General features: G+C 70.6%; 21 protein-coding genes. 7 read left to right on the top strand and 14 right to left on the bottom strand.

Translation table 11 applies throughout. The annotated features are described in order from the left end of the window. The first annotated feature begins 20 nt into the window (after positions 1–20). Complete coding sequence (locus J5Y04_RS18960) at positions 21–1,205, top strand: DUF4157 domain-containing protein (RefSeq protein ID WP_307853191.1); 1,185 nt, start codon at positions 21–23, stop codon at positions 1,203–1,205. Positions 1,206–1,599: 394 nt separating this feature from the next. On the opposite strand, the gene J5Y04_RS18955 is transcribed toward J5Y04_RS18960, so the two are convergent. Both J5Y04_RS18955 and J5Y04_RS18950 read right to left on the bottom strand, forming a co-directional pair. Continuing rightward, complete coding sequence (locus J5Y04_RS18955; protein WP_209413229.1) at positions 1,600–1,806, bottom strand: DUF397 domain-containing protein; 207 nt, start codon at positions 1,804–1,806, stop codon at positions 1,600–1,602. Continuing rightward, complete coding sequence (locus J5Y04_RS18950; protein WP_209413228.1) at positions 1,796–2,611, bottom strand: helix-turn-helix transcriptional regulator; 816 nt, start codon at positions 2,609–2,611, stop codon at positions 1,796–1,798. Before J5Y04_RS18950 ends, J5Y04_RS18955 begins: the two co-directional genes overlap by 11 nt. Before the next feature lie 141 nt (positions 2,612–2,752). On the opposite strand from J5Y04_RS18950, the gene J5Y04_RS18945 reads away from it, so the two are divergent. Together J5Y04_RS18945 and J5Y04_RS18940 are read left to right on the top strand one after the other, a co-directional pair. Continuing rightward, complete coding sequence (locus J5Y04_RS18945; RefSeq protein ID WP_209413227.1) at positions 2,753–2,956, top strand: hypothetical protein; 204 nt, start codon at positions 2,753–2,755, stop codon at positions 2,954–2,956. A gap of 288 nt (positions 2,957–3,244) precedes the next feature. Continuing rightward, on the top strand, positions 3,245–3,733 hold the full coding sequence (locus tag J5Y04_RS18940) for an NUDIX domain-containing protein (RefSeq protein WP_209413226.1): 489 nt from the start codon (positions 3,245–3,247) through the stop codon (positions 3,731–3,733). 59 nt (positions 3,734–3,792) lie between these two features. Here the strand turns inward: J5Y04_RS18940 and J5Y04_RS18935 are convergent, their stop codons facing one another. Then, a complete protein-coding gene (locus J5Y04_RS18935; RefSeq protein ID WP_307853190.1) occupies positions 3,793–4,584 on the bottom strand; it encodes a DUF5984 family protein in 792 nt (263 codons plus the stop codon). Between the two features lie 564 nt (positions 4,585–5,148). Between J5Y04_RS18935 and J5Y04_RS18930 the strand changes: the two genes are divergently transcribed. After that, positions 5,149–6,024, top strand: a complete 876-nt coding sequence (locus tag J5Y04_RS18930; protein WP_209413225.1) for a hypothetical protein — start codon at positions 5,149–5,151, stop codon at positions 6,022–6,024. Here J5Y04_RS18930 and J5Y04_RS18925 read toward each other — a convergent pair. Continuing rightward, positions 5,987–6,265: a transposase gene (locus J5Y04_RS18925; RefSeq protein WP_209413224.1), complete on the bottom strand. Its 279-nt coding sequence runs from the start codon at positions 6,263–6,265 to the stop codon at positions 5,987–5,989. The genes J5Y04_RS18930 and J5Y04_RS18925 overlap by 38 nt on opposite strands. A gap of 414 nt (positions 6,266–6,679) precedes the next feature. After that, positions 6,680–7,573: a methyltransferase domain-containing protein gene (locus J5Y04_RS18920; protein ID WP_209413223.1), complete on the bottom strand. Its 894-nt coding sequence runs from the start codon at positions 7,571–7,573 to the stop codon at positions 6,680–6,682. 541 nt (positions 7,574–8,114) lie between these two features. On the opposite strand from J5Y04_RS18920, the gene J5Y04_RS18915 reads away from it, so the two are divergent. Next, positions 8,115–8,312: a hypothetical protein gene (locus J5Y04_RS18915; RefSeq protein ID WP_209413222.1), complete on the top strand. Its 198-nt coding sequence runs from the start codon at positions 8,115–8,117 to the stop codon at positions 8,310–8,312. Between the two features lie 369 nt (positions 8,313–8,681). Here the strand turns inward: J5Y04_RS18915 and J5Y04_RS18910 are convergent, their stop codons facing one another. The 9 genes from J5Y04_RS18910 to J5Y04_RS18870 all read right to left on the bottom strand — a co-directional run bounded on the left by J5Y04_RS18910 (position 8,682) and on the right by J5Y04_RS18870 (position 20,154). Next, positions 8,682–9,719, bottom strand: a complete 1,038-nt coding sequence (locus tag J5Y04_RS18910) for a sugar ABC transporter substrate-binding protein (RefSeq protein WP_209413221.1) — start codon at positions 9,717–9,719, stop codon at positions 8,682–8,684. Positions 9,720–9,799: 80 nt separating this feature from the next. After that, the gene (locus J5Y04_RS18905) at positions 9,800–10,498 is read right to left on the bottom strand and encodes a FadR/GntR family transcriptional regulator (RefSeq protein ID WP_209413220.1); all 699 of its coding nucleotides are present in this window, start codon (positions 10,496–10,498) and stop codon (positions 9,800–9,802) included. A gap of 134 nt (positions 10,499–10,632) precedes the next feature. Further along, complete coding sequence (locus J5Y04_RS18900) at positions 10,633–11,667, bottom strand: ABC transporter permease (RefSeq protein ID WP_209413219.1); 1,035 nt, start codon at positions 11,665–11,667, stop codon at positions 10,633–10,635. Continuing rightward, a complete protein-coding gene (locus tag J5Y04_RS18895; RefSeq protein WP_209413218.1) occupies positions 11,651–13,207 on the bottom strand; it encodes a sugar ABC transporter ATP-binding protein in 1,557 nt (518 codons plus the stop codon). The genes J5Y04_RS18900 and J5Y04_RS18895 overlap by 17 nt, the downstream gene beginning before the upstream one ends. Before the next feature lie 89 nt (positions 13,208–13,296). Next, positions 13,297–14,346: a sugar ABC transporter substrate-binding protein gene (locus J5Y04_RS18890; protein ID WP_209413217.1), complete on the bottom strand. Its 1,050-nt coding sequence runs from the start codon at positions 14,344–14,346 to the stop codon at positions 13,297–13,299. Positions 14,347–15,415: 1,069 nt separating this feature from the next. Beyond that, positions 15,416–16,216 (bottom strand): TIGR04222 domain-containing membrane protein, encoded by an 801-nt coding sequence (locus J5Y04_RS18885; protein WP_209413216.1) that lies wholly within the window; start codon positions 16,214–16,216, stop codon positions 15,416–15,418. A gap of 213 nt (positions 16,217–16,429) precedes the next feature. Beyond that, positions 16,430–17,098 (bottom strand): hypothetical protein, encoded by a 669-nt coding sequence (locus J5Y04_RS18880; RefSeq protein WP_209413215.1) that lies wholly within the window; start codon positions 17,096–17,098, stop codon positions 16,430–16,432. Between the two features lie 303 nt (positions 17,099–17,401). Further along, positions 17,402–18,520 (bottom strand): transglycosylase family protein, encoded by a 1,119-nt coding sequence (locus J5Y04_RS43240; protein ID WP_305852851.1) that lies wholly within the window; start codon positions 18,518–18,520, stop codon positions 17,402–17,404. Between the two features lie 158 nt (positions 18,521–18,678). Beyond that, positions 18,679–20,154, bottom strand: a complete 1,476-nt coding sequence (locus J5Y04_RS18870; RefSeq protein ID WP_209413214.1) for a hypothetical protein — start codon at positions 20,152–20,154, stop codon at positions 18,679–18,681. 829 nt (positions 20,155–20,983) lie between these two features. Here J5Y04_RS18870 and J5Y04_RS18865 point away from each other — a divergent pair. Together J5Y04_RS18865 and J5Y04_RS18860 are read left to right on the top strand one after the other, a co-directional pair. Further along, the gene (locus tag J5Y04_RS18865; RefSeq protein WP_209413213.1) at positions 20,984–22,480 is read left to right on the top strand and encodes a helix-turn-helix domain-containing protein; all 1,497 of its coding nucleotides are present in this window, start codon (positions 20,984–20,986) and stop codon (positions 22,478–22,480) included. A 75-nt stretch (positions 22,481–22,555) separates the two neighbouring features. Continuing rightward, positions 22,556–23,374 (top strand): trans-aconitate 2-methyltransferase, encoded by an 819-nt coding sequence (locus J5Y04_RS18860; RefSeq protein ID WP_209413212.1) that lies wholly within the window; start codon positions 22,556–22,558, stop codon positions 23,372–23,374. Positions 23,375–23,491: the final 117 nt, after the last annotated feature.

The following is a 23,491-nucleotide window of genomic DNA, read 5'->3' as shown; positions in this document are numbered from 1 at the left end:
GTCCCGGCGAGCACCTGCCGGTGGGTTCGGTCGCAGACGCGCTGCAATCACCTGGTCGTCCGCTTGACGGCGGGGTGCGGCAGGACATGGGGCGGGCGCTGGGCCACGACTTCAGCCGAGTGCGGGTGCACACCGACGCGACGGCGGCCGAATCCGCGGCCGGTCTCGGTGCGGCCGCATACACCGTCGGCCGCGACATCGTCTTCGCGGCCAACCGGTACGACCCGGCGACCAGGTCCGGGCGCCTGCTGCTGGCCCACGAGCTCGGCCACGTCGTGCAGCAGGGAGGGGGCCAGGCCGATCCGGTCGCGGCATCAACCGTGCCGGCGGCGCTCGACACCGGTGCCGAGGACGTAGCCGATCGATGGGCGAAATCGGTGTGCGACGGTGGCGTCGTCTCGCCGAGGGCGGCCGATCGACGCCCGCGCACACTGATGCCGTCACTGTTCGAGAAGGTCCTCATGTTCGCCGGGCGCAGACTCGCCCGACGGACGGTCGCCACGGTTTCGAAACACATCGCCAGGCACGCGAGGAACATCGCGGGGCGAGCCATCCACTCGGTCTTCCGCAACCCGCGGACGATCCGCACGCTGATCGAGAGCACCCTGCGCGAGGCCACCGAGGTCGCTGCTCGTCATGCGACGGCACCAGCGGAGCAGGTCATCGAGGAGGGGGCGATCAAGCTCATCCGTCAGACGACACCGACCCCTGGCAAGTTCCGCTACCTCGTCCAGAAGGTCTTCACCACCGAGATCGGGACACGGGGTGAGCGGGTGCTGAGAATCGTCCTCGATCAGACCGGACGTATCGTCACAGCCTTCCCTGCTGACCGGCTGGCCGCGATCGGCCTCGGGGTGGCAGCGATCGAGACCCTCACCGCCAGGACCGCGCACGCCGGCGAGGTCGTCCGCGAACAGGCGGAACAGGTCGAGCGCGAGCGGCAGAAACGGGAGAGCGGCATCGACTTTTGGGACTTCGTCCCGCTCATCGGCGATGTCTGGGGTGGTTCGCTCAATGAGGGCGAGGACCAGGAGCTGCGCAGGGCCCAAGAGGTGAGCCAGCTCATCCGGGGGACGATCGCCGACGTCGAGGCCACCGAACACCGCACGCTCGGCCCCGCTGAACGGCAGGAGTTGGACCAGCTGATTCGGGCAGCCATCACCTCGCCCCTGATCGAGGACGGCGATGCCGAGGCCGCACCTTGACGGGCCCGCACGGTCTCCGTCACCGGGTAGTCACGTGTCCCGGGCGATGAAGGCCGGGCCTCCGACGGGTCATCGAGTGGTGCTTTGATGCCGTTGGCGACGGCCTGCACGGTGAAGTGCAGACCGTCGCCCACATGGACAACCCCTCCAGGGCAGGGGCCGTCGACAAGCCGGCCCCGAGCCGGTCGGGCTGTCGGCGAGCGGCTGACGAACAGTTGCACCGGGCCGAGGTGGCCTGGTCGTTCGCGGCGTGCCCCGGTGAGGAGTGCGTCCTGTGGGACCTGGACGTGCGGGTGGGCGTACCCGAGCCGTGGGGCGCCGGCGCGCACGGGTAGCCACGCGAAGGGGCCCCCGACCGCGACGGCGGTCGGGGGCCCTCGCGATGACTGGCCGGTCAGAGCGAGCCGAACTCCCCGGCCCGGACCGCGGTGACGAACGCCTGCCAGGCACCGGCGGGGAAGACCAGCGCCGGGCCCTCGGGATCCTTGGAGTCACGGACGGGGACAGCTCCGCTGAATCCATCCGCAACCTCAATGCACCCGCCCCCTCCGTTGCTGTAGGAGCTCTTGCGCCACTTGGCGCCCAACAGGTCAACGTGCATGGCGTTCAAGTTCCTTCCGTACCGCACGGATCATGGCCAGGCTGTCCGCCCTGGAAAGCGCGTCCACCTGGAGCCGATCGTACTTTCCAGCCCATCCGGCGACCGTGTCGGCGTCCTGCTCCAGGTAGCCCCGCTGGAGCGTCTCCGTGTATCCGACCATCGTCCGATTGGGCAGGGTGAGGAGCGTCACCGGATGTGACAACGGGCGATCCTCGGCAAGGGAGTACGGGGCCACCTGAATGACGATGTTCGGCCGACAGGACAGGAACTCAAGGTGAGAGAGCTGTTTCACCATGACAGTTGAGCCGCCGATCGGACGCAGCAGCACTCCCTCGTCCACGACGGCATGGATGGCCGGCGTCCGGTCAAGCAACCTCTGACGCGCGGACAAGAGATTCAACCGCTCATCAGCTTGCACCCGGGTGGCTTCACCTCTCCGCACGATGGCGGCCTCGTAGGCAGCGGAGTAGTCATGGTGCTGCAAGATGCCGGGCACCATGCCAGTCTCGAACAGCCGCACACCGATGGCTTCGCGCTCTTTGGCGGTGTACTCGGGAAAGCCTGGGATCAGCGCCCCGTTCTTCCAGCTCCACCAGAGCAGCTCAAGCGATCCGCCGGCAGCCAAGACCTCTTCGGCCCGCTGAACAAACTTTAAGCTGGGGGCCTGCTTTGCCGTCTCCACATTGGAGATGTAGACGCTGGAGTACCGGACCAGCGCGCCAAATTGGACTTGGGTCAACTCCTTGTCCTCCCGTGACGCGAAGCTGAACGGCAAAAGCCGCGAGCGGAGATGACGTTGGATCAAGTGTCCGACGGTTCATGATCGTTCCAACTTAAAGTCGCGTGAACTAGAGAGTTGAAATGCTTCCGATGGTAGCCCCACCCACGTCACCATGAACACAGGTCGTAACGGCCTCACTCCACACCGCTACCCCCTGGAGCCACCATGTCCAGCTGCCCCCGCATGCCCATCTCCACGCCCAAGGTCGGCGAGATCGTCCGCGATCTCGCTCACCGGACCGCCGACGGGGAGCCCGCCGAGGGCGTCTACATGGAAACCCTCGCCGGCCTTGTCTACCTCCGGCCCGCCGGCGGCGGCTGCGAGTGGACCACCATGCCCGAACACGTCCAGCGGCTCGACCACCCCTGAGACCTCACCGTCCAGCACCCCGGCAGGCCCCGCGCGCACGACGTCGCGCGAGCCCAACTCTCTTCATGCTGCCGGTAATCACTGACGCAACGGGCCCCTCGGCCCACGCCTCCCGATCTTCGGCCTGCCCCTCACCACGTGCGTCATCGTCGGCCTTCCCCTCCCCTTCACCCTCCTGCCGGCAGCGACCACATCCGACCGAGCAGAACCTCCGACCTCCGCCCGGCTCGCGGCCCCGCGCGAGCCGGGCGGGCGACCCACACCCAAACACCCTCACTGGAGCCCGACTTGCTGCACCCGCTCCCCGGCATCCTCACCAACCCACCCCGCCGCCGGCTCACCCATCAGGCCCTCGTCCTCAACTCCGACGGCGCCGTCCTCCTCCTCGAATCCACCCACTGCAACGGCCACACCCTCCCCGGCGGCAGCGCCGAACGCAACGAACTCCCCCACCTCGCCGCCCGCCGCCACACCGAGAACCAGACCGGCCTCGTCCTCCCCCTCCGCTCCCTCCTCGCCGCCGACCACACCGACGAACAACTCCTCCCCGAGGCTGTTCACTTCGTCTACTGGGGCGGCCGCCTCACCCGCGCCCAGGAGACCACCCTCACCCGCCACCGACCGCCCCACCACGTCCTCGGCCTGCACTGGGTCCCCGACACCCGCCTCGCCGACGTCATGACCACCGGAGAGCACCGCCGCGTCACCCAGGCCCTCACCGCCCTCGCCCGCGGCGCCCACCTCCCCTTCCTCCTCCGCGGCATCCCCGCCGGATAGCTTGCCGTTCAACCATCGGCCTCGATCAGGTGCCGGGGTTCCCTCTCAGTCCTGTGCTGCTACCCCTGGGCGAGGAGCGAGCCCAGGCCGGTACGTACGGCATCCCAGTCAGTGCCTGGCTCGTGATCCCGCGCGTGCTGCAGCCAGGTTGACCGGTCCCGGTGCTCGCGGCGCAACTGCTCCGTATCCAGTTCAACGCCGGGTACTGGAGTTGCCTCCTCCAACTCGCTGATGCGCTGCTCCATCGCGGCCAACAGCGCCCGGTCGAGTTCGGTCACCGCCGCGAGGAACTCCTGCGTCGGCATGGTCACCCGACCTCTCTGCGGCCCGACGAACTCGATCACGCCCTCCGGGTCCACCTCGTGCTCCCACGTCAGAGTGACGGTGTCTTCCTGACCGATGATGCTGCGCCAGCACCGGACGTACGGGGCGACTCGCAGATAGCTGGTGTTCAGGAAACCGGCGCTGTGCCAGGCCAATGCGGCGTCGGCTTCCTCCGGTGCGTCCTCCCAATCCCAGCCCCAGTCCGGCGAATTGTCGGCCGCGATGTCCAGCAGGTCCGGTGGCACCGGCTCCATCGCCTTTGACACGAGCTCGATCACGTCCTCCCACAGGCGGACCACGTAGTAGTCCACATACGGGCACGGCTGTCCGCCGTCACTGTCGCTCCGGAGTTCCCGAACCGTGTGCTCGGAGTAACGCAGCACCTCATGGCCGTCGAGGTCGATGCAGTACCAGCCGTCGGTCAAGCCGAACCAATGCAGTACGGGGCGCTCGGCACCCCACGGCCGCACCTTGTCCAGCGGGGTCAGCCCGAAGCGGAAGCGAATCGCGGGTTCAGTGTGGATCACGGCTTCAGTGTGTTCGCTGGAGATCAATTGTCAACAGAGTCACCGCCCGAGGAATCTGTCGCCCGTACGGGGGTTTGACGCATGCAGGAGGACCGTTCGCGTAATCCTTGACCCGGCCACGAGGCACGGGAATCGACGCGAAAGCAGTGGTGGCCATGGCGATGAAGGCCGAAGTCCGGCGGAATGCGTTCGCGGAACCCTCATGCTTCCGGGGGTCGCGGGATCGGGAATGGTGCGTCGGCAGGCCGGCACGCCAGCACCGCCGGGTCTCGCGCCGGAGAGGCGTTCGGCGATCAGGTCGGTGAACTCGCTGATCCGGCCCTTGAGGTCGACGACCGTGCGCACCGGCAGGACCAGGTCGAGCAGCCGGTACGGCGACCTCGTTGGTGAGGTACCGGAGCTGGCGCACCGCGCCCGCGTAGTCCCCGGCCACTGCGGGGTCGTGGGTGAGGAACGGCGCCGGCTGTGCTGCCTTTCCAGGCGTCGAGGAGGCCCAACTGCGTTCTTGTGCGGGGAGTTGGTGAACCGGATACTTCGCGTTGACAACAAGCTGAGGGGGATTCAGTGGATCTTGTCCATTTGGCGGAGAGGTCTGCGGCCGTCACGGGGGACTTTCTGGTGGCTTCGGCCACGGGCGCCGCGACACAGGCCGGTTCTGTGGTGGGGAGCGCGGTCGCGCAGCTGGTAATGGGGCGGCTCGGCATCGAACCGGCCGCGTCCTATGCGGTGCCGGCGTTGCAGGCCGCTCCTGCGGACGAGCAGCGGCGCTCGGACCTCGCGGCCGCCCTGCGGGAGGTTCTCGCCCAGGATCCGGGCTTCGCCGGGGTGCTGGGCGAGGCGGTCCGGGAGGTGGACCAGAACGTACACGTGGTGGCATCCGGTCAAGGAAGCTTCGTCCCGGTCGGTTCGCCCGTCACCGCCAGCGGACGGGGAGTGGCGGTCGGCCGGGACCAGCACAACACCCGGGTCACGAAGAGGGGCGGGGCCCTGTGGGCCGCAGCGGTTGTGGCGGTGGCGGTCGTCGCTACCGGGACGACGCTGCTGGTCACCCAGGACGGCCCTGAGGATACGCTGAAGCAACAGGCCGAGCAGACTGCCGCCGACTGGCTCCGGGCCGCCTTCAGCGACGACGTCGAGACCATGTGCGCGCTGACTGCGCGCGGCGAGAGCGGCATCGGCGACTGCCGAAGCGAGGAACGCAGGAAGGAGGCGCTGGTGGCCGCGCAGGCCCACCCCGCGACGGACGACGAGATCGCCTTTGCCAAGGCGTGGAGGGTCACGTCGTCGGACCTGCCCAGCAACAATACCGCCCGCGTGACGGCCGTCAACAAGGCGACCTTCCACGGCAAGACCAAGGCACCGATGACCGTCCACCTGACCCATGAGAGCGGCGAATGGCGCGTCACCGACGCGGAATCCGCAGGCCAGGACGACTCCTGAGCCGGTCGTGGTACTCGGCCACGGCGCCGTTCTCGGTGGTGCGCTGGAAGTAGGCGTAGACGGCGGACCGGGGTGGGAGGTCGGCCGGGGGCCGGCGCCACTTGCAGTCGCTGTCGTCGACGTGGCGGACCGCGTCGATGAGCTGGCGCTCGCAGTACCTGGCCGGACGGCCGCCACGACCCTCCAGCCACGGCGGCGTCGGGAGCGCGGCGAGGGTGTTCTCCCTCTCCGCGTCGGGCACGTCGCTGGAGTACACCGGCCGCCGGTCGGGCTGCTCGTGCGCGGACCGAGCCGCTGTCCGGCGTGGAGGTGCCGTCAACTCGGCAGCCGTTGAGGGTGGTGGTCACCGCCTGTGAGGTGCGGGCCCAACTCGCGAAGGCGTCCGCGACGTCGTCCGCAAGGCGTGGGCCCGGCAGTCCACGGAAATCCAGGCAGCAGCCGGGATTCGCGCCGGTCGCCGGAGAAGGTCCCGAGACCCTGCGGTGATTGCCTCGACGGACCGGAGTCCGATGGGCGAGAAGGGCCAATCACACGATCGGGCATCCGAGTTCGCACCCCAGGACCGGCGCCGACCGGCCGGCTGGCAGCTCACGGTGACCATGCCTTCCTCGACGAACAGCACGGTGGGCAGGTCGGACAACGCCTGGGTCCACGCCTACCCGAGTGCCGGCGGGTGCTCGACCGGACGGCGTCCCCAGGCCGAAATCAGGGGCGCGAGTGTCAGGTCGAGTGCGCCCTCGTCGATGGCGGCCAGATGCGCATCGATCTCGGCGTCGTCGGCCAGGCCGGCCGCGAGCAGCTCGCCGCGCACGTGCCGGATGGTCGCCGCCTCCAGCCGGTCGCAGGCCGGCCCGCCGACCGGGAAGGTACCCCTCGCTGCGACGTCCACCAAGCCGGCCTCCCGCAGTGCCCGCGGCAGTGTCCGGCCGTAGCGCAGGTCCGCGCCGCGGCGCAGCATGAGCTCCCGGACCGCGTCACGCAGCCGGTTGGCCCGCCGCTGCGCAGGACCGCTGTCGTCCAGGCATGCCAGTGGCTGCAGAGCGGTGTCGGCGTCCTCGATCAGCAGCCAGCCGCCGGGCCGCAGCGCTGCCGCCATCGTGGCCAACGCCCGAGCCCGGTCGGGTACGTGGACCAGCACGAGCCGGGCGTGCACCAGATCGAACGTCCCCGGCTCCGGGGGCGGGTCGGTGACGACGTCGTGCCGGCGCACCTCGTACCCGTCGCCGGTCTTCAGCCACGACGGGTCGATGTCCGTGGCCAGCACGTGCCCGGTCGGACCGACGGCCGCCGCGAGCGCCTCCGGGATACCGGGGCCACCGGCCCCCACTTCCCAGCAGCGCGAGCCGGCCTTGACCCCCAGTCGATCGAAGTGCCCGCGCGTCACACCGTCGAACAGCTCGGCCAGCCAGACGAACCGCTCGCCCGCCTCGGCGCGCGCGTTGTCCAGCAGGTACCCGCGAGCGGGAGCGGAGTCTCCGCCGGGCGCGGCAGTCCCGGCTGTCGGATCCGGTCGACCATCAACGTGCGGCGGGCGGGGCGAGGAGGTCATGACTCCATGGTCAACCTCCCCAGGCCACCGGCGCCACGACGACGCGAGAGGGATATCTCACACAGCCGGCGAAGCCCGGACGCCTGCAGCACGGTTCTGCACCGTGACGCACCGGAAGGGGTTTCGCCGAAGCCCCGGGCTGGGGACAGGGGCCAAGTCTGGCCGCCGTGAAAGGCGGCCGTGAGGCGTCGGCGGTGGAGGGCTGCGACGCCCGGATCCGCCGCGCCCGTGACACCGGTCGCGGCCGGGGCGGCCCAGGTGGTGCCCGGGAGGCTACCGGCGCCGACAACAGCGAAAGGTCGGACCGTCGCCCGGTGTCAGGGTCAGGAACGCCACCGCCACCGCCGGCCCCGGGGGAACCGGCTGACCAAGTGTCACCGTCGTTCCCTGCGAACGCAGTGAAGTACCGCCGCCGACGAGTGGACATCTGGTGCGGCTGATCCCGCCTCCCGCGAACCGTCGTCACCGGCCGGTGCACGGAGGCGAGTCGGTCGGACACCACGCCGCACCTTGTCCCAGCGCTACCAGGGGGAACAGGCAGATGAGTTTTCAGGGCCTCGTCATCATCGTGGGGACCATCTTGATCGGCATCAGGCTCGTCGCCTGGGCCGTGCTCCGGGACGGCGCCGACCGGAAGTCCCGCTACAGGGGCGGAGACGGCGGCGACACCGGCGGAAGCGGCGGCGACTACGACGGGGGCCACAGTGGCTGCGGGGGCGGCTGCGGCGGGGGCAGTTGAGCTCCGAGCCGTCAACCGATCGCCAGGACGGGGAGCAGCATGCCTCCGTGAACGCCTTCCCGGCGCATCGACCGCGTGCGGTCGGCGGTCGATGCGCTCGATGACCTCTCCGCCCCTGCCAGGACTGCCGGACCAACAGTCGCACCGGACTGAGGTCGGCGTGGTCCTTCGCGGCCCGGACCGACGAGGAACGCGTCCTGGGGGGACGTGGACGTGCGGGTGGGTGTACTCGGACCGTGGGACGTCACCACCGGCGCCGCACCGTCGTCCGGTGAGGCGGGGCCGCCGGTCCGGTGGTGATGTACGGGCCGGCGTCCCGTCGTCCCCTTCTCGCGGTGGCTGCCGGCCTGGCTCCGGAGCCCGCCTCGGTCAGCCCGTAACGTGGTTGGCCCAGAGGGACTTGTCGTCCACGTTGTCCTTGGTGACCAGGGGTGCGGGGAGCTGGTCCTCCAGGCCGTTGGGCAGGGAGACGATGGTCGACCCGTGGTCGGTGGGCCCGGTCTGGAAGGACTTGCCCTCGGCGGCGGCCTTGGCGTAGTACAGGGCGTACTTGGCGTAGAGGTCGGCGGGCTGGGAGACGGTCGCGTCGATCTCGCCCTTGCGGATCGCGTCGAGCTCGGCGGGGATGCCGTCGTTGGAGACGATGGCGATGTGGCCGCTCTGCCCGGCGGGCTTGAGCAGCCCCTTCTGCCGGAGCAGGGCGAGGGTGGGCTGCAGGAAGACGCCACCGGCCTGCATGTAGATGCCGTTCAGGTCCGGGTTGGCGGCCAGGGTGGACTGGAGCTTGGCGGAGGCGACGTCGCCCTTCCAGTCGGTGGGCAGCGCGATCACCTGGATACCGGGGAAATTGCGCTTCATGCAGGCGGCGAACCCCTCGGAGCGTTCGTATCCGTTGATGGAGGTCAGTGCGCCCTGGAGCTCGGCCACCTTGCCCTTGCCGCCGAGTTGCTTGCCGAGGAACTCGCAGGCCTTGGAGCCGTACGAGCGGTTGTCGGTGCGGACCACCATGTAGACGGTGCCGTGCTCCGGTTCGGTGTCCACGCTGATCGCGTGGATGTTGGCGCGGAACAACTCGGAGAGGGTCGTGTCGGTGGTCATGGTGTTCTGCGGAGCCATGACGATGGACTTGGGATGCCGGGCGGCCATTGAGCGGACGTTGGCGGTGAACGTCGCCTCGTCGCCGTCCGAATGGGTCGGGGGCAGGACGCTCAGCTGCTGGTCGTTGATCTCCTGCTGGATGTACTTCGCGTACGCCTTCCAGAAGTCGGAGTCGGCACGGGGGATGTCGATGCCGATCTGTTGGCGGGAGTTGCCGGGGTCATCGGAGTCCCCGCAGGCGGTGAGGCTGCCGGCGAGCAACACGGCGATGCAGCCCATGCAGGTGGTCCGGAGGGTTCGGCTCTTCATGTGTCAGACCGTTCTGGGTGGTGGGGTTGGTGCGTACTGAGAGGGAGGGGAACGGATGTGCGGGACTCGGCAGGTCGCCGTCAGGCGAGGGTGCCGAGTCCCGGGGAGCCGGTGCCGGCGGCCAGCCAGTCCTCGACGGCGGCGATGTGCACGGTGCTGGCGCTGGCGGCGAGGACGGCATCGCGGTTGACCAGGGCTCGCCAGATGGCCTCGTGTTCCCGGTGGGCCTGTTCGCGGGCGGGCGCGTGCCGGATGCCGCGGACGATGCGCAGCCGCTGGGTGTGGGTGGAGAGGATGCCGAGCAGGGTGGAGAGCACGGGGTTGCCCACGGCGTCGGCGATCGTGCGGTGGAAGGCGATGTCCAGCTCGACGAACTCCTCGATGTCGGCCGCCGCGGCGCTCCGGTCGAGGACGGCCCGCAGCGTTCCCAGGTTCTCGTCGGTGAGCAGGTCGGCCGCGAGGGCGGTGGCCTGGGGTTCCAGCAGCCTTCGTATCTGGAGGAGTTGGCCGGCGGTGTGGCCCTGGGAGACGTCGGCGGCGAAGGCGAGCGATTCCAGGAGGAGGTGGGGTTCGAGGCCGGAGACGTAGGTGCCGTCGCCCTGTCTGGGGATGAGGATCCGCATCGCGGTGAGTGCGCGGACGGCCTCGCGCAGGGAGTTGCGGGACAGCCCGAGCTGGTCGGCCAGTTCGGCCTCGTTGGGGAGTCTCGCGCCGGGCGGCAGGGCGCCCGAGACGATCATCTCCTTGATCTTCTCGATGGCCTGGTCGGTCACCGCCATGGGTGTGCGCCTCCTGCGTGCGGACAAGGGAGTGGTGGTCGGTCGAGGAGGCGGGACGGGGAGGCCGGAGCGGCGCGCCCGGTTGCCGCCGGGCTGGTGGCGCCGCTCCGGCGGCTCTCAGGCCATGGGGCCCGTCACTCCTGCTTCTCGCCGGAGGCGAAGCGGGAGATGATCAGCGCGACGATGATGATCGCGCCGTTGAGGAACTGGTTCCACAGGGGCGGTACGCCTGCGAGGGTCATGACGTTGACCACGAGTTGGAGGGTCAGCACGCCGGTGAGGGCGCCGAAGAGGGTGCCGCGGCCGCCGTTGAGGCTGACGCCTCCGATGACGGTGGCGGCGAAGACCTGGAAGATCCAGCCGTTGCCCTGGTCGGCGGAGATGGAGCCGTAGTGGCCGGTGTAGAGGATGCCGGCGAAGGCGGCGAGCAGGCCGCCGAGGATCAGCACGGTCAAGGTGATCCGGTCGACCCGGATGCCGGCGGCGCGGGCGGCCTCGGCGTTGCCGCCGATCGCGTAGAGGGCGCGGCCGTGGCGCAGCCAGGCGAGGGCGCTGCCTCCGGCGAGGAAGAGGAGGGCGCAGATCCAGATCGCGGCGGGGATGCCGAGCCAGCTGGTGCGGCCGAGGTAGGTGAAGGAGTCGGGCAGGGTGACGATGGACTGGCCCTGGGAGATGGCGACCTGGAGGCCGCGGAGCAGGGTGAGGGCGCCGAGGGTGACGATGAAGCCGTTGAGGCGCAGCTTGAGGATCAGGAACCCGTTGATCGCGCCGATCAGCGCGCCGACCACGAGACAGAGCGGGATGGCCGTCCAGGAGGGGAAGAGTCCGAGGCCGTTGAAGCGGGCGCCGTGGTCGGGCAGGACCAGCCAGACGGCGATGACGGGGGCGACGCCGATGGTGGATTCGAGGGAGAGGTCCATCCGGCCGACGATGAGGATCAGCGCCTCGGCCAGGACCAGCAGGCTGAGTTCGGTGGCCTGCTGGCCGACGCCGAGGAGGTTGTCGGAGGTGAGGAAGGCGGGTGAGACGGCGAAGCCGATGACGCCCAGGACGAGCAGGACCGGGACCAGCGACAGGTCGCGGTAGCGGGCCAGGTCGAAGCGCCGGCCGGCCGGTGCGGCGGGCGCGGTGGTGGCCGGGTTCGCGCCGATCTCAGTGGTCGGAGACATGCTGTTCCTTCGGGTCGGTCGGTCCGGCTATGCCCTCCATGGCTGCGACCAGTTGTTCGTCGCTCCAGCCGTGGGCGAACTCGGCGACGACACGGCCGTGCGACATGGCCAGGACGCGGTCGCAGACCCGCAGGTCGTCGAGTTCGTCGGACACGATCAGGGCACTCCTGCCGGCGTCGGCGACTTCGCGGACGGTGCCGAGCAGGGATTCCTTGGACTTGATGTCCACGCCGTTGGTGGGCCGGATGGCGACCAGGACCTGCGGGTCGGTGGCCAGCGCGCGGGCGATGACGACCTTCTGCTGGTTGCCGCCGGACAGTGCGGCCACCGGGGCGGAGGGGCCGGGTGTCTTGATGTCGAGGTCGTCGATCATCCGCTCGGCGAAGGCGCGGGTGCGGGAGGGCAGGACCGTGCCGAAGGGGCCGAGCTGGTCGGTGACGGTCAGGGTGGCGTTCTCGGCGACGCTGCGCTGGGGGATGAGGCCCTGGATGTGGCGGTCCTCAGGGACGAAGCCGATGCCGGCCGCGAGGGCGGCGGGAACGTGGCCGGTGCGCACCGGGCGGCCTTTGACGGTGATCGTGCCGGACCGGGGGCGGTGCAGGCCGGCGATGGTTTCGCCGAGCCGGACGTTGCCGCTGGCGGCTGATCCGGCCAGGCCCACGACTTCACCGGGACGTGCGGTCAGGGAGAGGTCGTGGTAGGCGCCGTCCAGGCTCAGCCCGGCGACCTCCAAGAGCAGGTCGCCGTCCGGGCGTGTGCGGCCGGCCGGTGACCAGGCGGGTTCGGCGTCCCGGGTGCTCTCGCCGGTCATCGCTTCCACCAGGGCGTGCTGGTCGAGTTCGGTGACGGGTGCGGTGATGATGTGCCGGGCGTCGCGGTAGACGGTGACGGTGGTGCAGAGGTCGTAGACCTCCTGCAGGTGGTGGGATATGAAGAGGAAGGCGACGCCCTGTTCCTGCAGTGAGCGCAGCTTGTCGAAGAGCTTGTCGATGCCGCGGGCGTCGAGTTTGGCGGTGGGCTCGTCGAGGATGATGAAGCGGGCGCCGAAGGACAGCGCGCGGGCGATCTCGACGAACTGCCGTTGCTCGACGGTGAGGTCCTCGGCGCGCGCGGTCGGGTCGACGTCGACCCCGTAATCGGCGAGGAGCTCGGTGGCGCGGCCGCGCAGCTGCTTCCAGCTGATGGGACGGAACGCGCCGCTGCTCTGGCGGTCCAGAAAGAGGTTCTCGGCGACGGTCAACGCGGGGATGATCGTGGAGCGTTGGTAGACGCAGGCGACCCGGGTGCGCCAGGCGTCGGTGTCACCGGGGGCCGGGGCGGGTTCGCCGTTGAAGCGCAGGGTGCCGGTGTCGGGGTTCTGCAGGCCGGTGAGGATCGAGACGAGTGTGGACTTGCCCGCGCCGTTGCGGCCGACCAGGGCGTGCGATTCGCCCGGTGCGACGGAGATGCGGGCGTCGCTGAGGGCGACGGTGGCGCCGAAGCGCTTGCTGATCTTGTCGGCCTCGACGACGGCGCCCCGGACGGGGCTGGGGTCCGCCATGGCGGGGAGGTCCTTTCCGCAGGATCCGTCGGCGGCGGCCCCGGGAAGGGGGGGAGTGCGGGGCCGCCGCCGACGATGAGCCGGTGGGGTTACTTGCCGACGCCGTTGCCCCAGAGGGACTTGTCGTCGACGTTGTCCTTGGTGACCAGGGGTGCGGGGAGCTGGTCCTCCAGGCCGTTGGGCAGGGAGATGATGGTCGACTGGTGGTCGGTGGGCCCGGGCTGGAAGGTCTTGCCCTCGGCGGCGGCCTGCGCGTAGTACAGGGCGTACTTGGCGTAGAGGTCGGCGGGCTGGGAGACGGTGGCGTCGATGTCGCCCTTGCGGATCGCGTCGAACTCCTGCGGGATGCCGTCGTTGGAGACGATCGCGATGTGGCCGCTCTGGCCGGCGGGCTTGAGCAGGCCCTTCTGCTGGAGCAGGGCGAGGGTGGGCTGCAGGAACACGCCGCCGGCCTGCATGTAGATGCCGCCGAGGTCCGGGTTGGCGGCCAGGGTGGACTGGAGCTTGGCGGAGGCGACGTCGCCCTTCCAGTCGGTGGCCAGCTCGATCACCTCGATGCCGGGGAACTTCTCCTTCATGCAGGCGGCGAACGCCTCGGAGCGGTCGCGGCCGTTGACGGAGCTCAGCGCGCCCTGGAGTTCGGCGACCTTGCCCTTGCCGCCCAGCTGCTGGCCCAGGAACTCGCAGGCCTTGGTGCCGTAGGCCCTGTTGTCGGCGCGCACCACCATGTAGACGTTGCCCTTGTCGGGGCGGGTGTCGACGCTGACCACCGGGATCTTCTTGGCGGACAGCTGGTCGAGGGTGGAGGCGATCGCACCGGTGTCCTGCGGGGCCATGACGACGGCCTTGGCGCCGGTGTTCTGGAAGACCTGGACGTTGGCGACCAGCTTGGTGACGTCGTTCTGCGAGTTGCTCACCGGCAGGGTGTTCAGGCCCTGCGCGGAGGCGTCCTGCTTGACGTACTGCGCGTAGGAGTTCCAGAAGTCGGAGTCCGCACGCGGCAGGTCGACACCGATGGCCGGCTTCCCGCCGGCGGCGGACGCGTTCGAGTCGCTGCCGCGGTTGCAGCCCGTGGCGAGCCCCGCCAGGACGACCACGGCAGCGGCCGTGGCCGCGATTCTGGAGGAGCGAGGGTTCATCGTGCTGATCTCCTTGGCTGGGATGACCGGCTCCCCTGCGGGGGCGGGGAGCCGGTGTGGTGGGGACCGAGAGGCCTGTCCCCGGAAGTGAGGCGGGGGTGGTTGAGCCGGACTGCCCTTCCCGGCCGTCATACAGGAGGGAGGCCGTTCCTGGATGTGGGGATTCGTGGCAGGCACGCCGGATCGGGCCCTCCGCAATCATCGGATGCCTTGCGATCACGAGGACCTTATGAGCTTGGCACCCGGCTGACAATAGGGAAACTTCGGACGAATCTCAACCGCAACGTGCGGGCTTCCACCCCGGGCCGCAAGGACTGCTATCACCCCTGAGGGCTGGAGCTTTGATGAACAGTTAGGGTACTGTCGGAACCCCTGCCCGCAACGGTCGCCGACAGGCGTCGGAGGACTTCTTGCGGTGGGTGGCCAACACTCGTGCGGTCATGGCGTCACGGATACATCCGATGTGTTGGCTCGGTGAAGAGTCCCGGCCTGCAGACCTGTGACGGGAGTCAGGGCGTGAAGCCACTGCGGATCGGACCGGCGGGGAAGAGGTTCCGGCAGTCCTCGGTGATGACGGCTGGGTCTTCGACCTCTCGGACCTGGCCGGTGACATCGACCGGGCGTTCCTCGCTTCGGAGAAGGTTGGAAGCCTCGTGGAAGGGGGCGGGTGCCGGTCGGCCCCGCGCCGGGGACACCGGCAGAAACAGAGCTCGCCCCGCCCGCAGCTGGTGCTGTGGCGCCCGGGGCACCCGAAGGGCACGTCACACCCCGTCGACGTGGCGATTCGGATCGTCAGGGCCGCCGACCCACCAGAAGGCGGCTTCATCTGCGGAGGATCGCCGGCCCCGTGGTCCGGCGATCCCCGCATGGTGCCCCGCGTTCCGACGCACGCCGGGCGCCTCTGTGCGATCGCTGGTCGAATCTATGGCGACAACAGGGTCGGCGGAGTGCGGAGTTGCACAGCAACCAGGGCCGAACGGTGCCGAAGTGCACAGTGATCCCGTGATCTGCGGCCGCGCGCAGGGATCCGGCAGGGGTGATCATGCCGAGCGACGGTGTTCCGGACCTCTCATGGCCGGCCGGGCGAGCCGGCCGGGCGGACGACATCCGCCCGGCTTCGTCCGGCGACCGGTCGGGAGTCCCTGCGGGGCGGGGGCCAAGCATGGCCGCCGTGGAAGGCGGCGGTGAGGCGGCGGCGGCGGAGGGCTCCCACACCGGTCACGGCCAGGGCGGCCCAGGTGGTGCGGCCCGTGGGAGTGGGGGCGTCCTCCGGGAGGTGCCAGCCCGGAGGGAGTGGCTCGCCCGCCCGCAGCGCGGCGAGAAGGGGAAGCACACGGGGGGCGGGCCGCTCGTACGGGTCGGGGTGCGACGTACGGCGGGTCAGGGCGACCGCGACCAGAAGGGCAACGAGGCTGCTCAGCACCATGGCGGCGCCCGGGTCCGCCCCGAGGACCGTCACGGCCGTCCGGGCGGTGACGACCGAGACCACGATCAACAGCGGGACGACCACGGCGGTCGGCAGCCTGAGCGAACGCCCGCCGGTGACCGCAGTGCCGCCGCCGACCAGCAGACCACGGCTCCGTAGGCGCGCCTCCAGGTCCCGGGCGGGCGCGCTGGGGCCGAACGCGGCGCGCGGGGCGCCGAGCCAGCCGGTGCCGGAGGGGCCGAGCGCGGCGAGCAGGACGGCCTCCACCTCGTCGCGGGGGCGGGGCCGGACCACCCGGACCATGCCGTGCCGGTCGATCTCCACCCGGGCCGTGAGGAGCATCCGCACCAGCGCGGTCTCGGCCACCCGCCACGGCCCGCCGGCCAGGTAGGCCAGCTCATGGAGCGACAACTCCTCGACCCGCCCGGCCCGTCCCACGCGCACGATCCACCACTCCCCCGCACACCCGCCGTCCGGCCGGTGCCCGCAAGGCTACCGGCGCCGGTGGCAGCGGAAGGTCGGACGGACCGTCTGCGGGGGCCCGGTCCGGGGACGACGACGCGGCCGTCCCGGCCGTCCTGGTCCGTCCCGGCTGTCACCCGGGTGTTCGCCGAGCGGGCGTCAGGCGCCCGCTCAAGCGTCCGGTCAGACGTCCGGTCAGGCGTCGGGGTTCTTGCCCTGCTGGACCCGCCTGATCCGTTCCACCTGGAGCGCGGTGAACTGCTGCAGCGTCTTGTGGTCGCGCTCGTCCTCGTCGAGCTCGATCAGGACCACGACGGTTCCGACCCGCATCGCCATGGCCGAGGCGACGACGGGATGCGAGGAGTCATCCGACTCGGCGGGCCGCTCGAAGCCCTGCGACTGCTCGGCGCCCGTCTTCAGGCTGATCCGGTGCGCGTTGCTGTCGCTCTTCTCCAGCGACCCCACCATCGCCTCGAAGGCGGGGCCGGCGTTCTCCGGGGTGTCGAAGGTCAGCATGGTGAAGCGGATGTCGTTGTCGGTGTTGGAAGCCTGCTCGTACCGGACGGTGCCGCCCAATTGGAGACCGGAGCAGCTGCTCGACAGCTTCTTCCGGCAGGTGCTGGACGCCTCCGCCTGCTCGATGGCCTTCGGCGGGTTCGCGCCCGGGGCGAGTCGCCACCCCGAGGGGAGCGAGATCGAGCTCGGCAGCGCGTCCCGCACCTGGTTCGGCTCCGACAGCGCCACGCCGGCGCTGAACGCCGCCCCGGCGCCGCCGGAACTGCACGCCCCCGTCCCCAGGGCGAGCGCGGCGACGGTCCCCGCCAGTGCGAGATTGCGTCCGTACTGCTTCAGCTTGTTGTCCATCAGGTGCCCCCGTTGCGCTCTTCACCTCGAAGATCATCAGCGGACATCAAATCACACGATCACCTGGCGGTTCCCGTCCTGCCCGTCTGCGCCGGGCCGGACCTCTGATGGGGACTCAGTGACCTTCCGTCGACACGCGTGAGGGCCCCGACCGGCGTGCCGGTCGGGGCCCTGCGCGATCACGGCCCGGTCGGACGGGGCCGAACCCGTCCGCCCGGACCCCGGTGGAGCACGACCGCCCGGCCCCGGGGATCAGGACCAAGGCTGTCGGACCGCTGGTTGATCACGAGTGCGCTCGGTTGATCACGAGTGGATGACGCCCTGGGTGGCGCGGCCGTCGCCGTCCCAGTCGCCGGTGACGGGGGTGTCGCCGGCGTTGCCGTAGCTGACGGAGGTGACCGTGCCGTCGTCGTGGCGGAAGTAGAAGGTGTGGTTGCCGGGCATGTAGACGCCGACTTCGGTGCGGCCTGAGTGGTCCCAGTCCCCGGCCAGGGGGATGCTGTTGGGGTTGCCGAAGGTGACGGTCCGGTCGGCGGGGCCCTCGGTGTTGCTGTTGCGCAGGTAGAAGGTGCTGGTGGCCGGGTCGTAGAGACCGACCGTCACGGTTCCGTTGCCGTCCCAGTCGCCGGCGACGGGCTTCCAGTCGCCGCCGTTGCCGAAGGCGAAGGAGGTCACGTCACCGTTGGCGTGGCGGAGGTAGAACTTGGCGGTGTCGGGCATGTAGACGCCGAGCTGCGAGGTGGTGCCGTCCCAGCGGCCCAGCACGGGGCGGTTGCCCGGGTTGCCGAACACCAGCGTCGACTGCGCCGCGCTGCCCGAGTTCGCCAGGAAGAACGTCGAGGTCGTCGGATCGTAGGCCGCCTGCGTGTCCGTGCCGTCCCCGTCGAAGTCACCCGCCAGCGGGATCATCGGCGTGTTCCCGAAGCCGAAGGCCGGGCGGGTGGACACGGCGGACGCCGCGTTGTCCGACAGGTACCAGGTCAGCGTCCTGGGCTCCGGCTTCGGCGGGGTCACCGGCCCCGGGTTGTCCGGGTACGGGTTCGCGTGGTCGGCCCCGAGGCCGGCCCTGGGGCCGCAGACCGGCCAGGCGTTCTGGCCCTGGGAGGCGAGGACCTTCTCGGCGATCAGGATCTGCTGCTGCTTGGTGGCCTGGTTGGCGTAAGGCGCGTACTGGCCACCGCCGTTGGCGATCCAGGTGGACTGGAGGAACTGGAGGCCGCCGTAGTAACGGGGGCTCGTGGAGGAGACTATCGACCAGTCGCCGCCGCTCTCGCACTGCGCGACCTTGTCCCAGGTGGCCACGGAGGCCGCGGTCGCGGAACCGGCGGTGGCGGCCAAGGTCGCCGGGGCCAGCGAGACGGCGGCGCCGAGGGCGAGCACGCTGCTCAGGCGGGAGCGGGAGCGGGTGCGCTGCATGGGCATGGATGTTCCTTGGAGTGGGCTCGGTTGACGGTCCGCCCGGCGCGGCGAGTACACCGGCAGGCGCGGACGAATACGCCGGCAGGCACGGGCGAGTACGCCGGAGGGCGGTCGCGAGGTGCCCGGCACGCGCTTCGCACCGGGCACCCGGGACGGACCGGTCAGAGGGTGAGGTCGAAGGAGACCGCGCTGGCGCTGCCCGCGGTACCGGGGACGACGTTGTCGTGCCAGCCGGTGGAGTCGCTGTAGACCTCGTGCAGCACACCGTCGTTGACGAGCTCCACGACGCGGTCGCCGGTCGCCTTGACCTTGACCGAGACGGAGGTGATGTTGCCGCTCACTCCCGGAACGACGTTGTCGCGCCAGGCCTCGCCGTCGGAGTAGATCTCGTGCAGCACGCCGCCCCCGACCGCCTCGATGACCCGCTGCCCGGTCGCCTTGTTGAACGCGAACCCGAGCGCACTGATGTTCCCGCCCACGCCCGGAACGACGTTGTCGTGCCAGCCGTCGGAGTCGGCGTAGATCTCGTGCAGCGCACCGTTCTCGACCGCCTGGATCACCCGCCGACCCGCCGGACTGTAGGCGATGTCCAGCGCGCTCACGTTCGCCACACCCGGGATCACGTCCTCGTGCCATCCGTTCGAGTCCGTGTAGATCTCGTGGATCGTCCCGCCCTCGACCGCCTCGATCACCCGGTGCCCGGTGTTCGGGTCGAAGGCGAAGGCCAGGGAGTCGATCGTCCCGGAAACCGGAACGGCCTCGTCGTGCCAGCCGTCGGCGGCCGTGTAGATCTCGTGCAACGCACCGTTCTCCACAGCCTCGATCACCCGCTGACCCGACGGACTGTAGGCGAAGGCCAGCGCACTCAGGTTCCCCACACCCGGCACCGGGCTGTCGTGCCAAGCGGAACCCTTGGTGTAGACCTCGTGCAGCGCTCCGCCCTGGATCGTCTCCAGCGTCCGGTTGTTCGCCGTCGGCTTCGGCGGCGTCGGCGTGGCGTCGTCGACGATGCTGTTGTTGCGGACCGGCCTGTAGGGGTTGCCACGAGTGCCCGGGAAGTAGGGGTACGGGATTTCCCGGTGATGGACACCGCTTCCGCTGAACTCGTAGCCCATGTAGGAGTTGTGGGAGCTGTCGACCCAGCGCTCGAAGAGGACGATGTGTCCGTCGTTCCCGTAGGCGTCGTTCAGCAGCGCGTCGCCCGGCTTGAGGTCCTCCTTGCCGATCCGGGAGGTCACCCCGGTGGGGACGAATTCGGGGGTGGTCAGCGAGTAGCTCAACTTCCAGGCCATGGAGACGTACCCGGAGCAGTCCGTGCGGTAGCCCTGGTAGGAGCCCTCCCCGTTGTACTTCAGACCGATGTCGACCCACGAGGCCGCCCGGTTGATGACCTGACTGCGCGTCAGGCTCGGTGCGCTCACGTTGGAGGTGGCGGAGGCCCACGGGGCGGTGCCCGGCTCGCTCGGCGTGATCGGGCCCTGGCCGGCGCCGCCCACGTCCCCGTCGAGGGTCGCGTTCACCGAGGCGACGCTCTGCGGCGTCGTTTCGGCCTGGGCCGGCACGGCGGTGAGGACGGCGGAGGCAAGACCTGCTACGAGGAGCGCTGTGACAGCACGGGTGACGCGCTTGCTGGGCATGTGGGTACCCCTTGTCTTGTCGATGGGTTGAACTCTTGTGAGAGGTGGTGCCGATGGGCCACGGGCCCCGTACCGCGGCGCCGATCGGCAGGGAGCCATTCCGCGCGCAGTCGATCGCACCGTGGCGCTACGGGCGAGCGAATGGACAGCTCGAGGAGCACGTCGCTTTCCCCGGCGACGTGGCGATCGAGACCGTCACTGATGAAGGGCCGTCATTCGGGAGAACCCGTCGCGCCATCGAATGCGCGGCCGGCCGCGGTGCACATGGCACCATGGGTTCCGGTTCTGCCCGGCGCGGGAATTCGTCCGCCGGTTGCCCGGTTCGCAGCGGCTCCCGTCAGTGGGTCACTGCGTGCCGCCAATTGACGGGGTTGGAGCGGGGATCGACGTGGATCCACCCCTGCCGGTACACCGTCGGACGCTTACCGCGCCTGCCGGCGGTCTCCTCTGCCCACGCGCTGTCGGGGACTTCGAGGGTGCCGTGCCGCACGACTCTCCCGCCGCCCCGCACCGGGCGCCCGGGCCGGTGGGCGGCGGGCGCGGTGAATGACCTCTGGAATACCTTCATGTCTCCCTCGTGGAATGCCGATAACGGCGAAGATCGCCCCCGTGCTCTACCGGTCCCTGCGCGGCGCCCTGCGTTCCGCCGCACACCGGACGCCGCGCGCGGACCTGTCGTCGAATTTATGGCAGCACCGGAACGGACACAGTGCGGAGTTGCACAGCAACCGGGTTCGGACGGTGCCGGAGTGCACAGTGATCCCATAGTCTGCGGCCGTCAGTACGGAATGCGCGGGGGGAAACTGTGCAGAGCGATCTCATTCCAGACATGTCATCACCGGCCGGGCGAACCGGCCGGGCGGACGACATCCTGGCCATGCACCAGGCCGGCCGCAAGGGCGGGACACCACAGGTGCTGCGATGGCTGGCCAACCGCACCTCGGCGGACGTCTTCCTGATGAACCCTTCGGGCACCGCGGCCAGGGCGGGAACGTTCCCGTCGGACGACACCGCGCGGGCCGCGTGCCTGCGCGGAGCCGGAGACATGGCCGAGCGAGGGCTGCAGTCGGCCGTCATCGACCAGGGCGAACTCACGTGCTTCATCCTCGTCCTCGACAACGACCGGACTCTCCGCGCGCCCCTCCTCGCGGCGGTGGCCCGCCGGCCCGCGGCGCCCGAACTTCCGGTCCTGCTCGCGGATGCGGTCTCCATCCTCAGCCTCACGTGGCACGCCGAGGACGCACGGCGGAGCCGGCAACGGCTCCGCACCGCGGACACCAGGACGAGGGAAGCGGTCCTGCGCCTCCTGATGGACGGTCAGACGGCGATCGCCCAGGACGTCGCGGGAGCACTCCGGCCCACCCTGCCCGAGGTCATGCAGATGTACGTCGTCGAAGGGCCGCACGAGGCGCGCAGCGAACTCGCCCTCCGGATAGCCGAGACGAGCAAGGACGCGTGGGTCGTGCCGTGTCCCGTCTACAACGACCACATGCTCGTCCTCGCGCCCCCGCCCCCCTGCCCGACCGCCGCCCTCCCGGCCTGGGCGACCCACGGTTCGACAGCCGAGCGCCTCCGGCTCGGGGTGAGCAATCCCCTGCACCTGCGGGAGACCGCCACCGGCTACGCCCAGGCGTTCCACGCCCTGGCCGCCGCACGCCACCGCACCAGCCGGCTGTCCACCTTCGCGGGGGAACCGGACCTCGCACTCACCATCGGGCCCGCCGTGGCGGCCTGGTCCGCTTCCTTCCTCTCCTCGGTGCGATCGCACCTTCCCAGGCGCACGCAGGATCCGGACGGCACACAGCTCCTGGCCACCGCCGGCGCGTGGCTCCGGTTCTCCTCCGGAGCCGCCACCGCACTGAACATCCACCGCAACACCCTGGCCGCACGCCTGGCCCACGTGCAGGAGCTGCTCCGCCTGGACCTGACCCGGCTCGCCGACCAGTCCGCCCTGGCCCTCGCCCTCCACGCGGCGGCCGACCGCACCGCGTCCCGCAGGAGTGGCGACGGCACGGGGGAAGGCCGACCGGCACCGTCCCTGGACGAGCTCCTCGTCCTGCCGCGCGTCGTGTCCTGGGCGCACCGGCAGTTCCGCCCCCTTGAGGACACCGGCCACACGACCCCCGTCGCGGAGACGATCGGCACCTGGTTGCACCTGGACGCTCGCATCGGCCCCACCGCCGGGGCGCTGTCCCTCTCGGAGTCCGCCGTCCGCAAGCGGCTGGCACGGGCCGAAGTGTTACTCCAGCGCTCCCTGACGCGCCCCCCGACCGCCGTCCACGACCTGTGGCTCGCTCGACGGGCCCTCGAACTGACCGGACGGTGATCACGGCCCTGAGGGGCCCAACTGCCACGGAGGGTCGGTAGAGTGGCCGCTCGCCGACCGGGGAGAGGAGTGCGCGTGGCCGCGGGGGAACAGGTCGACAGGGCGCGCGCCCAGCTGTTCGGCGAGGTGGCCGAGCTCTACGACACGGCCCGGCCGGGGTACTCGGACGCGCTGGTCACGGAGGTGCTGGCGTACGCGGCCCTGGGCGACCGTACGGCGGTGGAGGTCGGCGCGGGTACCGGAAAGGCCACCGTGCCGTTCGCCGAACCGGGCACTCCGCTCGTGTGCATCGAGCCCGACCCGCGCATGGCCGAGGTCCTGCGCCGGAACACCGCGCGGTTTCCCGCCGTCCGGGTCCGGTCCGGCCGCTTCGAGGACTGGCGGCCGGGCGGGCGTCGCTTCGGCCTGCTCCTCGCCGCCTCGTCCTGGCACTGGGTGGACCCGCAGCGTCGCTGGGACCTCGCCCACGGCGCCCTCGCACCCGGTGGCGCGCTCGCACTGTTCTGGAACCCGCACCGGGTCCGCGATGCGCGGTTGCAGGCCGCTCTCGCCGAGGTCGACCGCCGGCACGGGATGGCCAACACGCCGCACGGCGTGCCGGCGTCCTCCTTCGGCGAGGTGCCCGGCAGCTCGCTCGGACCGGACGGCTGGCCGGAGGCGGAGTGCCGCCGGGACGGCCGGTTCACCGACCTGCGTGCCGTCCGGTACCGGCAGGACCGGTCCTACGACACCGACGGCTACCTGGACCTGCTGGCCTCGCTCTCGGCCTACCGCGCCCTGCCCTCCGGCCGGCGCGGGCAGGTCCTCGCGGAGACGGCCCACGTCCTGGACGCACACGGCGGCCGGATCGCCATGGACCACTTCAGCGACCTCTTCCTCGCCCGGGCACGGTGAGCCGGCCGCCCGTGGGCGCGGCGGCTCCCCCGGGCCGACGACGCGGGCGGCCACGGCGTGGGCCGCCCGCCGAACAGGCCGGCACCGAACGGGCCGGCACCGACCGGGCCGGCAGGC

The organism is Kitasatospora sp. RG8, assembly GCF_017813315.1.
Lineage (GTDB): Bacteria > Actinomycetota > Actinomycetes > Streptomycetales > Streptomycetaceae > Kitasatospora.
Note: the sequence above shows the minus strand (reverse complement) of the source record. Positions and strands in the feature narration are given on the sequence as shown.

Excerpts from the sequence above, each read along its gene's own strand:
- J5Y04_RS18955 (WP_209413229.1), bottom strand. The coding sequence starts at position 1,806 with ATGCACGTTGACCTGTTGGGCGCCAAGTGGCGCAAGAGCTCCTACAGC.
- J5Y04_RS18945 (WP_209413227.1), top strand. The coding sequence starts at position 2,753 with ATGTCCAGCTGCCCCCGCATGCCCATCTCCACGCCCAAGGTCGGCGAG.
- J5Y04_RS18920 (WP_209413223.1), bottom strand. The coding sequence starts at position 7,573 with ATGACCTCCTCGCCCCGCCCGCCGCACGTTGATGGTCGACCGGATCCG.
- J5Y04_RS18915 (WP_209413222.1), top strand. The coding sequence starts at position 8,115 with ATGAGTTTTCAGGGCCTCGTCATCATCGTGGGGACCATCTTGATCGGC.
- J5Y04_RS18910 (WP_209413221.1), bottom strand. The coding sequence starts at position 9,719 with ATGAAGAGCCGAACCCTCCGGACCACCTGCATGGGCTGCATCGCCGTG.
- J5Y04_RS18905 (WP_209413220.1), bottom strand. The coding sequence starts at position 10,498 with ATGGCGGTGACCGACCAGGCCATCGAGAAGATCAAGGAGATGATCGTC.
- J5Y04_RS18900 (WP_209413219.1), bottom strand. The coding sequence starts at position 11,667 with ATGTCTCCGACCACTGAGATCGGCGCGAACCCGGCCACCACCGCGCCC.
- J5Y04_RS18895 (WP_209413218.1), bottom strand. The coding sequence starts at position 13,207 with ATGGCGGACCCCAGCCCCGTCCGGGGCGCCGTCGTCGAGGCCGACAAG.
- J5Y04_RS18890 (WP_209413217.1), bottom strand. The coding sequence starts at position 14,346 with ATGAACCCTCGCTCCTCCAGAATCGCGGCCACGGCCGCTGCCGTGGTC.
- J5Y04_RS18880 (WP_209413215.1), bottom strand. The coding sequence starts at position 17,098 with ATGGACAACAAGCTGAAGCAGTACGGACGCAATCTCGCACTGGCGGGG.
- J5Y04_RS43240 (WP_305852851.1), bottom strand. The coding sequence starts at position 18,520 with ATGCCCATGCAGCGCACCCGCTCCCGCTCCCGCCTGAGCAGCGTGCTC.
- J5Y04_RS18870 (WP_209413214.1), bottom strand. The coding sequence starts at position 20,154 with ATGCCCAGCAAGCGCGTCACCCGTGCTGTCACAGCGCTCCTCGTAGCA.
- J5Y04_RS18865 (WP_209413213.1), top strand. The coding sequence starts at position 20,984 with ATGTCATCACCGGCCGGGCGAACCGGCCGGGCGGACGACATCCTGGCC.